This is a genomic window from Prevotella sp. oral taxon 313, assembly GCF_003043935.1.
GTDB classification, from domain to species: domain Bacteria; phylum Bacteroidota; class Bacteroidia; order Bacteroidales; family Bacteroidaceae; genus Prevotella; species Prevotella jejuni.
The window spans coordinates 2,290,816-2,305,217 of record NZ_PYXE01000001.1; the positions used below are offsets into that span (position 1 = coordinate 2,290,816).

Consider the following 14,402-nt stretch of genomic DNA (forward strand, 5'->3'; position numbering starts at 1 on the left):
GTCCCAAATAGTCTACAATACAGGAGTTTAGTATTCATCGACTTTCAACTCCTTACGATAGTCGTTCAAACGTTTCATCAGCTGCTTTGTTACCTTCTCCGTACCCTTCTTTCCGTAGATGTTATTCAACTCATCAGGGTCATTCTGCAGATCATAAAGCTCGTAATAGCTTACATCAGCATCGTCGTTGAAGTAGTGTGTAGCATTCAAATACTTCAGACAGTTATTCTCACTCGTACCCGGAATCTTCTGATACTTATTCTCCTCCACAGCACGCATACCACCCTTTCCATAGAAATAGATAAGTTTATAACGCTCATTACGTACACCATCGTGTTTACGAACAAGATGATAAGTAGGATAATCATAGTAGTGATAATACAAGTCCTTGCGCCAGTCCTTTGGTTTCTGACCTGCAAGCAACGGCTGCAGTGGTCTACCAGTCATCTCCTTAGGCTGTTTCACCCCTGCAAAAGCAAGGAAAGTAGGAGCAAAGTCGATGTTCTGTACCATGTCAGCGTTTTCCACTCCCTCTTTTACATGACCTGGATAACTAATAATAAGTGGTGTGTGTAAAGACTCCTCATACATGAAACGCTTATCAAACCATCCATGTTCGCCCATATAAAAGCCCTGATCAGAGGTATAGATAACCACTGTATTCTTATCCAAATCATGTGCCTTAAGGTAATCTAACAGCTGACCAACGCTCTCATCTACCGAAGCTATGACAGCCATATAGTCACGAATATAATTCTGATACTTCCATACAGCGAGTTCTTTTCCCGACAGTTTTGCCTCGATGAAACGGCGGTTTCTTGGCATATAGTACTTATCCCAAGCCATTCTCTGCGCCGCTGTCATACGTCCAAGTTCGCCCATCAGACCAGCGTATGACGCCATACTCTCCACATCCGACGTATCGAGGAGTTCTGGTATCTTAAAGTCTAAGATTAACTCCATATCCTTCTCTATATTCATCTTCTGTGTTCTTGCTGCCGAACCACGGTCATCATAATTGTCCCAGAAGGTTTTAGGCAGTGGGAAGTCTACCCCATCATACATCCCGATATGCTTTGATTCAGCAAACCAGCTGCGATGTGGAGCCTTATGATGCACCAACAAGCAGAACGGTTTATCCTTCTCACGATTGTCAAGGAACTCTATCGCATGCTTTGTCGTCAGCGAAGTGGCATACCCCATCTCCTGTTCATACTTACCATAGTTACCCGTCTTGCAAAAAGTTGGGTTATAGTATTTGCCCTGACCATCAAGGATATGATAGTAGTCAAAGCCCTTCGGCCTACACATCATGTGCCATTTGCCTACGATACCCGTCTCGTAACCAGCTTTCTGCAGCAGCTCTGGGAAGAAAGTCTTGGTCGTGTCGATACCCTCAGCCAACTGTCTTTGTCCGTTCTGATGGCTGTAGAGTCCTGTCATCAGGCAAGCTCTACTTGGCGTTGAGAGTGAGTTTTCAACAAAGCAGTTGCGGAAGAGCATACCTCGCTTTGCCAAACGGTCTATGTTCGGGGTAGGTGCTAACTTCGAAATAGGACTACCGTATGCACTGATAGCCTGCATAGCATGGTCGTCACACATAATGTAAAGGATATTAGGACGTGCCGTATCCTGTGCAAGCATCCTGCCTTGGGCACACGACAGTGCCGCCAACGGCAAGATTGCCTTTGCGATGTTCTGATTCATATAGAATGGTTTTTAGTTGTATCTGTCTTATTTCTCCCTTTTCATCGGCATTGTTATTGGGAATAGCGGATTGTCAACATGCTCCTGATAGATAATCTTCACCATCTCGTCGACTATCTCTGGATATGCTTGTGCCACGTCTTTATCTTCGTGAAGGTCGGTCGCAAGGTTATACAGATGCGGTACTCCACGAATAACAATGAGCTTCCAATCTCCCATACGCACGCCTATCTGATTGGTCTCAGCAAACTCCCAATAGAGGTGAGGATGCTGTTTTTGTGCCTTTTCATCGCTCATCAAGGTAGGATAAATAGAGATTCCATCGAAATAATCGACAGTCTTCTTCTTATTTGTATAGCGTTTTTGAAAATTGCGTACACCAGCCACATCACAGAAGGTAGGCATGAGGTCGTAGAACGCAAACGGCAAGTCGTTGGTCACTCCTTCCTTTATATGTCCTTTCCAACGGGCAATGAATGGAATGCGAATACCTCCTTCGTAACACTGTCGTTTAAGTCCTCGTAGTTTCCCATCACGATTGAAGAAGGCTGGGTCAGCCCCACCCTCCTCATGAGGACCATTATCACTGGTGAAGATGACGAGTGTGTTGTCGGCAAGTCCCTGTTCGTCCAATGTACGAAGAATTTCTCCTACATACGCATCGAGGCGACTTATCATCGCAGCAAACTGCGCATGGGTATGCTCGACGGCGTTATAACGTGAGCCTTCTTGCCCTCCCCACGTCTTATCCTCAAAGAACTTCTTCTTATAAAAGGCCACAAGCGAGTCGTTGGGTTGTGTCAACTCGGCATGGGGAAGCGTATAAGTGAACACACCAAAAAAGGGTTTACCCTTTTGTTGGTGCTTCAGCCAGTTCAAGGCGTGCTGGTGGATGAGGTCGGCCGAGTAGTCTTTGCGCTGTGCATACTGGTCGCCAAACATCGGATAATCAATATTATTCTGCATCACCACACGTCTTACCGCACTATCTCCACGCTCCCTACTATACTCATTGAGGAAGTTAGGATAATAAAGATGGGCTTGGAACTGACAGATATAACCATAGAAATCATCTACCCCACGCTTGTCAGGCGTAGAGACCGACCCCTCGTAGCCACCAGCCCACTTACCGAACATACCCGTCCGATAGCCATTGTCTTTCATTATCTCTGGTAGGATAACATGTTCTGGGTCGTAAGGATGTTGCCCAACAACGCTGAAATCGCGGTTTTTTCCATAGTAGATAGGTTTGCTCGGAGCCCAATACTCTTTATTTCCACGCACCTCCGTATGTCCAGAATGTTGTCCTGTCATAAAGCAGGCACGCGATGGAGCACTCACAGGTGCACCCGCATAAGCCTGTGTGAAGCGCATCCCCTCCTTTGCCATACGGTCGATATTCGGTGTAAGAATATACTGCTGACCATAGCAACCAAGGTCGCCATAGCCCATGTCATCACACATAATATATATAATGTTAGGCTTTTGTTGTTTTCTCTGTGCCACTGCTTCTGCTTGTCCACAAGCCAATATTGCTATAGGCAGAAATGTTTTTGTTAGATTCAGACTCATAATTAATATTATACTTAGGTATTTTCTTTTCCTTATACTTAGCCTTAGGTTCTGTAAGACTCTAATGAGCATACAAACTTACATAAAAAAAACGAATTGACAAACACTAACTTGGTAAATCAAACAAAGTAACTACAAGCGCCTACAAAAACATCTTTTACTTTCTATTGCGTTATCTTTAACACCTGTCTCTGCCATTTTCAAAACAATTGTAGTAACTCTTTTATACTCTATTTAAGTTGATTATCACTACCAACTCACGCCCCTCTCCGAATTATTTTCATGAAGAAAAAGATTTATTTACGTGAGCGGAAATATTTCTTTTCATGAAGAAAAATATTTTTTTTCATGAAAATAATTCGGAGAGAAGAGGAGTACATAGAAAAGAACAGGATAATTTGCTCGTAAATAGTAGGAAGACAAACATACAAAAAAGCCCGAATTAATCGAGAAAAGTAAAACTTCACGCAATCAATTCGGACTTACTATTTAATCAGAAAACCCTTATCAAATTACCTAACGAGGTAAACGCAAGAAAGAGTCGTTACCTCACTCGGGAATAGTGTTGGGGTTAGAGACAAGGACAAGCCTACTTTATTCTATCCAACAGTTCCTTTGGCAGCTTTGGCATAGCACCATTCTGTGTGCAGACATACGCACTGAAATCAACACCTAACTTGTGAGCTTCGGTGATAGCCATGCCTGCAAGGAGGGCAGAAGTAAATGCCCCTGTGAAGGAATCACCAGCGCCAACAGTGTCCGCAACCTCTACTTGTGGCGTCTCATAGAACGACTTGTGTCCTGGAGCAAACACATAAGAGCCATTAACACCGCAGGTTAGCACAAGCATGTCGAGGTTGTACTTCCCTAAGATGAGCCAACACTTGTTCTCTATATCAAGACCTGGATAGCCAAAGAGGCGTCCGATGGTCACAAGTTCCTCATCATTAATCTTAAGAATATTAGCATGTTGAAGCGAGGACGTGATAACCTCCTTTGAATAAAAGTTCTGTCGAAGGTTGATATCGAATATCTTTAGACAGTCTTTGGGTGTTGTCTCAAGGAATTTCTGTATCGTCTGGCGGCTTACACTACTGCGCTGTGCAAGTGAGCCAAAGCATACCGCACGACAGTTCTTGGCTGCTTCTTCAATCTCAGGAGTAAACGGTATGTTATCCCATGCCACTCCCTCTTTAATGTCATAGGTAGGTATACCTTCACTGTCGAGTTCCACCTGCACCGTTCCTGTCTGATAATCCACCTCTGGCATAAAGTAGTTTACACCCTTTTTATCGAACTCATCGAGTGTTTCCTTACCTAAGGCGTCATTACCAACAGCGCTAATAGCCAACGAATCATGCCCAAACTGTCCTGTGTGATAAGCAAAGTTTGCTGGTGCACCACCGAGCTTTCTTCCTTCAGGAAGACAATCCCACAATGCCTCTCCGAGGCCAACGATTAACTGTTTCATATCCGTATTATTTATTGTTCATTCTTGGTATATAAGTAAAGAGGTAGAGTACGCCCACTGCCATGACGATTACAGCACCGAGCTGTTGCGCCATTGCATCGCTTGCAAAGCCCATGAAGAGCGGGAAGATTGTACCTCCAAAGAGTCCCATTATCATCAGTCCGCTTACTTCGTTCTGCTTGTCAGGCACACTCTGAAGGGCTCTGGCGAATACCATAGAGAATATATTGCTATTGCCATAACCGACAAGTGCGATGGCTACATATACTGCTCCAACACGTGTTCCAACGCCCAACCAGACCATAGCCGCAGCCATCATCAATACCGAAATAGCAAAGAACAGCTTATTATTCATTACTCGCAAGAAGAATGAACCAGTAAGACATCCAAGCGTGCGAAAGATGAAGTAGAGTGAAGTAGCAAATGCTGCATCATTCAGAGTCATGTTGAATCGCTCCATAAGTATCTTTGGTGCAGTGGTATTAGTACCTACATCGATTCCAACATGGCACATGATTCCAAGGAAGCTAAGCAATACGATTGGTTTACCCAATAGGCTTAAACATTGTATGAAAGAACTTGCCTTACCTTCAATAGGCTCTTCCTTGATAGGAGTTGAGAAGAGCAAGAGAGTGGTAAGAACGCCTATTACAAGATAAATAGGGAATAGGACACGCCATCCAAGACCAAAGGCTGGGATGCTGGCTTGCGCTCCCCACATGGCAAGATAGGGTGCCATGAAAGAGGCGATAGCCTTTACAAACTGTCCGAAGGTGAGGGTTGAAGCGAGGTTCCCACCCTTCATAACGGTAGAAACAAGCGGATTCAACGAGGTTTGCATCAGTGCATTGCCTATTCCAAGGAGTGAGAATGACACGAGCATAAGCCCGTATGACTCGCCAAAGATGGGGAGTAGCAATGAAAACAAGGTGACGATGAGACTGAGCAGAACTGTCTTCTTGCGCCCAATCTTGTTCATCAACATCCCCGTCGGCACTGAGAAGATGAGGAACCAGAAGAAGACAAGAGACGGAAAGACATTGGCTGTGGAGTCAGACAGCTGTAAGTCGTTCTTCACATAATTGGAGGCAATACCCACCAAGTCGACAAAGCCCATCGCAAAGAAACATAGCATTACGGGTAGTAGTACGAGTTTATTGGTCTTTGACATAATCTTTAAATTTTTAGTTTGTGTAGTTCTATTATTTTAATTATACTTGCAAAGTTACTTTTTTACGAAGAAAGAAACCTTGAAATTCCGTTCATTAATATCAACAAATATATCTCTAACAAGATTACATATAATTAATAGACAGAATTAATATTTTTTCTTTTATTACTTTTGATCCTTCAATTCATAAATCTTTACTTTGCATCCCTTTACTATTATCTTATCATAAGGCTTTGACGGAAAAACGAGGTTAGTCATTGCGACTTTACCTTCAGTATCAAAAGCTTCAATACTACAACGGTCTATAAATATTTGCATTGATTTAATAACACCATTAGTTGGAGCTACCGTCTTAGCCTTAAAGTCACTATGGAAATCAGTAACACCACTCTCTGTACGATCCATACTGAAAGTAGCATTCTTTCCATCATAAACCATAGTAACTCGTTCTCCCTTGTCATTACTTAACACTATAGAAGCATTACTCTTAATATTGGTCACTTCTATATAAGCAGCAGGTTGGAGGCGTCCAGACGGTTTCTTCTCAAAGGCAGCAAAGACTTCAGGTGATGGCTTTACGCTAACATAATCTTCCCCATTGTAACTATAAAGCCCCAAGTCTCTTGGCAAACCATTGGCTGAACGGAACTGCTGTGTAGGTACTTGATTAGCATACTGCCAGTTACTCATCCATGGAAGAACGACAATTCTACCATCAGGAGCATTGCTGAACGATACGGTTGCATAGTGATCTTTTCCATAATCCATCCACTTTGTTACCTCAGGTTTTGATTCGCAAGTGAATTTATGACCATCAAATGAGCCTACAAAGTATTGAGTTGCACTACCACCAAAGGGACCTCCAGGGTTAATATTACAGATAAGCACCCACTTATCACCCATCTTCAAGAGGTCAGGACATTCCCAAACACCTCCATGATTACCATACCCCTCTCCAAAAGAACTCTCAAACTTCCAGTCTTTCAAGTTCTTTGAACTATATATATTCATCTGCTGTCCTGCTGCAAGAATAAGATTCCAGTGAGAAGCCTCATCATTCCAAAGAACCTTTGGGTCACGGAAATCAGGAAGGTTACTTGTCAATATAGGATTATCAGAATACTTCTTGAAAGTCATACCATTGTCGGTACTATATGCCATACTCTGAGTCTGTGACTGACCTGCAGAGGTGTAATAAGAGATGATGGCCCCTTCTCCAAATCCGGCAGTGTTTTTATAATCAACTACAGAAGAACCAGAAAATATTGTACCTAAGGCATCAGGCTCTATTACATCGCCCTGATATGTCCAGTGCACAAGGTCAGTAGACGTGGAATGTCCCCATGTCATATTCTCCCATGTTGAGCCATAAGGGTTATATTGGAAGTAGAGATTCCACACGCCATCCTTATAAAACATACCATTAGGGTCGTTCATCCATCCGTATGTAGGGGTATGATGATATATAGGACGCCAGCGTGTCTCACGGTTGGCCGTATCTATCTTATCTGTATAATCAATCTTTGTCCAGCATACATAGTTCTTTATATCACTATGTCTTCTGTTGCGGCCATCCCCAAAGTCCACGTCAATGAGTGCATCCTTACCATTAATTACTGAAATGTCAACAGGCACATAATAGTCCACCTTGTTGACAGCAAGACGAACATTGAATTCCTTGACAATTTTGTTATTATAAATTATCTTTATATGTGCCCCTTCTTCGACCTCTTCGACAGGCAACATAAGATAATTCTTCTGCCCAGAGATACGCTGCATAGCATGGCGCTCACTAAGAACTTGTACCTGACTCTGGGCTACCGACGAGACGCATCCCATGAGTATAAGCAAAGTTGTTATAAGTATTTGCTTCATAACTTTTGATATAGAATGTTTTGTTAGCGAGTTTTGAGATATTCGATACTATTCTTAGCCAACTTGAGGATTGACTCCTGATTGACGTTGTTCTTTGGATGGGCACTTACATCTGCAGAGCCATCAGCATTACGCATAGAGAATTCGCAACCACCATTACCGATACAGATTGCTGTACCCTTGTAGTCGCTGTTGCCCTGACGGCATTCCCATACATTGAGTTGTGAAACTGACCTTATTTGCGAATCCCATACGCCAAGAGGATATATGCCGTAAGTCTCTGTTATTGTAGTATAGGCAGAGAGTTTGTCATTAGCTATGCCAGACAGTACAGAAGGGATGTTGAAGTATAGACAGTTATGATCCTCTGTCCATCCAGGTCCCTTCATATCAATGAGTTTGATGCCGTTAGAAATACGTACTGGAATCCCCTTATAGATAGGGTGAGTAGTGAAGTCTATGAGACTTCCTTCGATGTTCAAACATGCACCCATACTCCAGTTATCATTATTGATACCACCATGTCCAATACCGATAGTATGGTCATTTCCTCGGAATAGACTTTGCTCAAAGCGACCAAGGTTAGTGAGGTAAGTTGTTGCATGCTGCCAGAGCAGTATATTTCCACCATTTTTGTACCATTCTGAGATGTAAGGTGTTGCAGAATTCACAACCGCTGGAAGACTCCATACATCATCCTCTGTACCTTGCTCAAGGTCACGCAACCAAAATGCCACACGATAAGGCTCCATGTCAGTAGCCGACTTAATATTACCGAAATACACGAACTGTGCGTTAGGATATGTTTTATGAAGCCACAGCCATGCAGATGCTTCGTCATCGTCACCATTAGCAATGAGTTCCTCTGGCGTAGCATATATGCTGAGGAATGCGATAGCCGTCTTACCGATTTTCAGGCTTGACGTTGTTGCCATTGAGGTTCCTTTATCGTTGATAGCACGCAGAGTAACGTTCCATGTGTCGCCATATACTACGTTAGGAATTGTATAGCTATAAACAGAACCTGAGAGGGTCTCATGAATAGTCCGTGTGCCATTGGTAGCAATTAAGTCGATGGATGTGGCATCAGTAGTTTTATTCCATGTGATGGCAGCGTCATATCCACGTCCCTTCTCAACCTGTGACATAGAAAGACCTGTAATCTGTGTTGCACCCTCACGTGTATAATTCTTTACTACACCAGAAGAGACATTATCACCATCGCTGACTTTGAAGACATAAACAAAAGGAACGTTGGTCTGAACACTCTTGTGCGTAAAACTGTTGCCTGTCACAGTCTCCGAAGAAAGCAATGTACTTCCTTCATAAACCATAACATACATTGACTGACCTGGTGTTAGCTGTGGCCATGTCCATGTGTAGTCATCACCTGTAAGATTACCTGTTATCTCTTCAGCATTGATAGCCTGAAGAAGCATTGGAGCTCTTTCGATATCCTTGTCCTGACAAGCAGTAAAGATAAGCGCAACCAATACCGTTAATATGATTGATATCTTTTTCATAATTTCTGTCTATTTTACTTCTTTTCTCTAACTTAGTATCCTCTGTTCTGAGAGTAAAGTCCTGGGATGTAATACAACTGTGGATAAGGTACAGGGAAGTACTCGTTCTTGCCTGGCGTGAAATGTGCACCCTTATAATACTGTGCATACTTCTGTCCATTGTATTCATCATTCTGCTCCTTCTTAAAGTAATTGTTGAGAGTTGTTGAGAGAAGACCCCAACGGCGGAGATCAAAGAAACGTTCATGCTCCATACCCATCTCCAGACGACGCTCCCAGCGCAGACACAAACGTGCCTTCTCCTTATTCTGGAAGTATGTATCAGGATAGAGACTTATCTCACACTGATTAGCGGCATAAGAGATATGCTTATTGATGGAGTTGGCTGCACGTTGACGGATATCGTTGATAATCTGGCGTGCCTCAACAAAACGGTCCAATTCGATAAGAGCCTCAGCGCGGTCGAGCATTGACTGAGTATAGCGAATTACATAGTCATTCATTGCGAAAGACTGCCATGGGCTGTTGTATGTCTCTCCCTTTGAACGCTGCGGAACCTCTTTCATAGAGCAATAATAACCATAGGTGTTAGGTGTACGTGAGTTCGCAGTTGTCAGAGTGTAGGCTCCCTCGTACTTATAAGGGAATGAAGGCATACCCACTGTGTGGAACAATCTTGGATCCCATTTTTGAGATGATGGTGCTCCATTTACTGGGTGGGCATTTTCATCCGCATAGTCATTAAACTGTGGAAGTCCGTTGTGAGTTTTGAAAGCATTTACGAAGTTCTGTGATGGCTTATGGAAATCCCATCCGCATGACCAAATACCCCATACACCATTAAGAAGATTTGACCAGTTGCCACGTCCGTAAGTTGTGTGGTCATCCTCGTAATTAGAATGTTGTACTGCAAATATACTTTCCTTACTGTTGTGATGCTCTGGAAGGAATATGTCACCATAGTCCTCAAGATAGCCATATTGTGAGCTCTTCACTACATCAGTGTATTCAACAACCTTCTTCATATCCTCCTTATTGACAAAGTTGGCACCAGTGCTACCCTCGTAGCCGTCACCCCATCCTTTCTCAAGATAACATTTTGCAAGATAAGCGGCGGCAGCAACTTTATTGACACGTCCGCCCTGAGACTGCGTTGCTGGAAGAACATCATAAGCCTCCTTAAAGTCAGCAATGATTTTCTCCCATAGTTGTTCTGCAGTGTACTCATCATTCTTAATTTGCTCCTGACTGTTATTACGATAAGCATCCTCGTCAATCCAAGGCACTTTATTGAACACCATCTTAAGTTTGAAATAGAAATGAGCACGAAGGAACTTTACCTCGGCAATACGCTGTTTTGTTGTCTCAGCACCGAGTTTCGCTTCACCATTATCCTGCAATGCCACGAGAGCACGATTACAACGGCTGACAGCAATATAGAGATGATACCACAACTCGTCAAGATGTCCTAATGTAGGGGTAAGAGTTGTGAATACCTCCACCTGATGATAATCTGTATCTGTTGTTCCTGAACCACCCTTGAGAGCATCATCAGAAGCCACATCACCATATGTCCAGAGATTGAAAGGGTATCCATACCAGTCATCACCCAGCATGGCATAGGCACTATTCACCATCTCGTCTGGGTTTTGGAATGCCTGCTGCTCATCGACAACAGCTGTTGGCTTATACTCCAGATAATCGTTACAACTTGCCAAGGAACCTACCAGGCAAAGAGTCATACAAGCCTTTTTGATATTATTATATATGATTGTTTTCATTGTTATAATCTTTTATGATGAACATATCGTTTTATCTTTAGAATCCTACCTGCAGACCAAATGAAATAGATGTGGCCAATGGATAAGCCCAGCTTGGATTCTCTGGATCTGAACATGTCAGACTGGAACTCTTGAGTGTCAGAAGATTCTGACCTGAGATATATGCTCTGAGGCTGGACATCTTGAGCTTTGAGATAAACTTCTCAGGAACATTGTACCCAAGCTGCAGTGTGCGGAGCTTCAGGTAAGAACCGTTCTCAACATAATACGTAGAAACACGACCTTCGTCAGCAGTATTGTTAGTTGTCAGAGCTGGGATTGAAGAATCAGTATTATCGGATGTCCATGCATTAAGCATACGGTTTCCCTTGTTTGAACCAGCATCAGTTATACTCCAGAAATCTGTCTGGAATTTCTGATTGTTGTAGATATCCTGATCGGCTACACCTTGCCAAAACATACTGAGATCAAAGTTCTTGTAACTCAACGCAACATTCAGACCATAAGAGAATGCAGGTACGGGATTCATAATCCATGTCTGGTCATCCTGATTGATACGTCCATCCCCATTCAGGTCAGCATATTTCAGACCACCTACACGAGCGTTAGGCTGACCTGACGCATAAACCTCCATATAGTTTTGGAAGAGTCCGTCAACAACATATCCTACAATACTACCATAAGGTTTTTTTGCCTCAACAATATTCTGCTTTGAGGTGTGTGCATAAGCACCTGTTGTTGTCTTTGGAAGAGATGTAACACGATTACGGAAGAAATCAATGTTACTATTAATATCGATGCCTAAGCCATTAGAAAAGTTCTTACGGTAACCTAAGGTAAGTTCCATACCCCAGTCGCGAAGCGATGGGCCGTTCTGCCACTGATTTCCACCTTCTCCCTTTGCTGCAAGGTATCCTGGGTTGATAAGCATGTCTGTAATGTTCTTGATATAGAAATCAGCTGTTCCATAAAGACTGCTGCGGAACAGACTATAGTCAATACCTATATTATATTGTGTGGTTGTCTCCCACTTCAAGTTCTCATTAGCTGTCTGTATTGCACGATAGCCTGATGGGAAGGTGCCACTACCTGCAAGATTGAGGTCGTAGGCTGTTGATGTAGTACGCTCAAGACCATAGTCCGCAACATACAAGCCATAGTGTGCATTATTGTCAATGCCTTGATTTCCGGTCTTACCCCAAGAAAGACGAAGCTTCAGGTCGTCAAGCCAGTCTTTTTTAAGTAGCTGTGAGATACGGAAACCCAGTGATGCTGCAGGGAAATTACCCCAACGGTTGTTCTTTCCAAAACGGCTTGAACCGTCATGACGTAGTGTGAAAGATGCAAGAAGCAAGTCGTTGTAGTTATAGTCAACCTTACCAAAGAATGAAGCCAGACGGTATCCAACCATTGCACCAGTGTTACGAGCTGTACCAGTTGCTGCATTTGGGTACATATATTCCACTGACTCCAGAGCATATCCCTCAGAAATAGCATGAAAATCAAGATAAGTTTGCTTATTGATTTCTGAACCAAGAAGTACATTGAAATGATGAACATTCTTTATATCGAAGAGATAGTTCAGAGTGTTAGACCATGTGTAATTAGTATTGTTGGTCTGACCAAGGTCGGTTCTTGCTGTATTGTTATTCACAACATCTGATGCAAAGGTATGCGTCAGTGCATTAATGAATGATGTAGTATAGTCGACTCCGAAATTTGAGCGAAACAACAGCCCCTTGACAGGGGTAATGTCAACATACATATTTCCGAATACATGCCAATAGTCAAGATGATTATCCTTATTATGATACAGTTCGCGCATAGGATTCTGTCGGTCGCTCATACCACCAACAGGACCACCAAATGTAACACCGTTCTTTTCATAAACAGGTACTATTGGGCTCATCTTCAGAGCATTCTCCATAGGAGCACCATCAACCTGTTTGTTGTAGCTTATAGTGAAGTTCTCACCTACTTTGATGATGTTATTGAGTCTGTACGAGTTATTCATACGGGCTTGAATACTTGAGAAGTTTGTGTACTTCAGGATACCATCATTTTTCTTATAGCCCAAAGAGAACATCGATGTTAACTTATCTGTAGCAGAAGAGATAGATACGCTGTAATTACGGGAGAAACCTGTGCGAGAAATTTCTCTGACCCAATCCGTATCTGAGAACATCATGGTACGCTTAGCATTGATAAAACCGTCATAGAGACCATTTATAGTATAGTTTACATACTGATTTGTTGTAGGATTCCATACCCTGATTCCCACACCTTCTGCAGCATTGAGGTTCAAGCCATAGTTGCTTGCGTACGCTACAGGATCTATACCATCATTAAGTGCAGCTTGAGCCATTGCGGTAGCATAACCCTTAGTGTCAAGAAGTTTCATCTTTGACTGCTTTGTATAGAACTGAGCAGTAAGATTAGCTGTAAAGTCTACTTTTAGTTTGTCAGCCTTCTTTCCCTGTTTTGTTGTAATGATAATAACGCCATTAGCAGCACGTGAACCATAGATACTTGCTGAAGCAGCATCCTTCAGAACCTGCATGCTCTCGATATCGTTAGAGTTAAGTGTATTGATACCGTTTGTCATTGGCACACCATCTACAATAAAAAGAGGATCCTGAGAAGAGTTGAATGATCCGATGCCACGGATACGAATTGTTGCAGTACTTGATGGCGAACCGGTGTCTGTGATAGTCATACCAGCCACACGTCCCTGAAGTGCCTTCATTGGATCAGAATCTGGAGATGTCTTGACAGCATCAGTCTTCACAACTGATACGGCACCAGTAAGGTCGGCCTTACGCTGAGTTGTATAACCAGTTACGATGACTTCGTTCAATTCATTGGCTTCTTGCTTCAGCTGTATATTCATCTTAGCTGCAGCCTTGGCTTCAATAGTAGAATAACCAATGTAAGAGATTGTGAGAGGTGCACCCTCATTTGTACTTAAACTAAAGTTACCGTCAATGTCAGTTACCGTTCCATTGGCTGTACCTTTCTCCATTATTGTGGCACCAACGACAGGAGAACCAGTCTCGTCGACAATTGTACCACTAACAGTGACCTTGTTCTGAGCATATATAAGCGAACAGAACATAAGCAATACTGCACTCGAAATAATTTTCCTTAGGCTTTCCATTTAGAAAATGATTGATGTTAGTAATTTTGGGTTTATAAAATTTATGCCGCAAATTTACTATCATCAAAAAGAAAGCCTTCAAAAAAATCGTTCCTTACCTACAACAAATGTTACTTGAACAGAATCCTTATAGCAAATGAACGAT

Annotated in this window: 8 protein-coding genes; all 8 read right to left on the reverse strand. The window is 42.7% G+C overall.

Going from position 1 to position 14,402, the window contains the following annotated elements:
- Positions 1 to 27: 27 nt before the first annotated feature.
- The 8 genes from AXF23_RS09025 to AXF23_RS09060 all read right to left on the reverse strand — a co-directional run bounded on the left by AXF23_RS09025 (position 28) and on the right by AXF23_RS09060 (position 14,257).
- Positions 28 to 1,707 carry a sulfatase family protein gene (locus AXF23_RS09025; protein WP_199222175.1) on the reverse strand — a complete coding sequence of 560 codons (1,680 nt, stop codon included), beginning with the start codon at positions 1,705 to 1,707 and terminating at the stop codon, positions 28 to 30.
- 27 nt (positions 1,708 to 1,734) lie between these two features.
- Positions 1,735 to 3,279, reverse strand: a complete 1,545-nt coding sequence (locus AXF23_RS09030) for an arylsulfatase (protein WP_107625066.1) — start codon at positions 3,277 to 3,279, stop codon at positions 1,735 to 1,737.
- A 589-nt stretch (positions 3,280 to 3,868) separates the two neighbouring features.
- Positions 3,869 to 4,750: a carbohydrate kinase family protein gene (locus tag AXF23_RS09035; RefSeq protein ID WP_107625067.1), complete on the reverse strand. Its 882-nt coding sequence runs from the start codon at positions 4,748 to 4,750 to the stop codon at positions 3,869 to 3,871.
- A gap of 7 nt (positions 4,751 to 4,757) precedes the next feature.
- On the reverse strand, positions 4,758 to 5,921 hold the full coding sequence (locus AXF23_RS09040; protein ID WP_107625068.1) for an MFS transporter: 1,164 nt from the start codon (positions 5,919 to 5,921) through the stop codon (positions 4,758 to 4,760).
- A 165-nt stretch (positions 5,922 to 6,086) separates the two neighbouring features.
- The gene (locus AXF23_RS09045) at positions 6,087 to 7,760 is read right to left on the reverse strand and encodes a glycoside hydrolase family 32 protein (RefSeq protein ID WP_107625849.1); all 1,674 of its coding nucleotides are present in this window, start codon (positions 7,758 to 7,760) and stop codon (positions 6,087 to 6,089) included.
- Positions 7,761 to 7,819: 59 nt separating this feature from the next.
- A complete protein-coding gene (locus AXF23_RS09050; RefSeq protein WP_107625069.1) occupies positions 7,820 to 9,319 on the reverse strand; it encodes a DUF4960 domain-containing protein in 1,500 nt (499 codons plus the stop codon).
- A 32-nt stretch (positions 9,320 to 9,351) separates the two neighbouring features.
- On the reverse strand, positions 9,352 to 11,100 hold the full coding sequence (locus tag AXF23_RS09055; protein WP_233251269.1) for a RagB/SusD family nutrient uptake outer membrane protein: 1,749 nt from the start codon (positions 11,098 to 11,100) through the stop codon (positions 9,352 to 9,354).
- A gap of 37 nt (positions 11,101 to 11,137) precedes the next feature.
- Positions 11,138 to 14,257, reverse strand: coding sequence for a SusC/RagA family TonB-linked outer membrane protein (locus tag AXF23_RS09060; protein ID WP_107625070.1), 3,120 nt, complete (start codon positions 14,255 to 14,257; stop codon positions 11,138 to 11,140).
- Between the last annotated feature and the right edge of the window lie 145 nt (positions 14,258 to 14,402).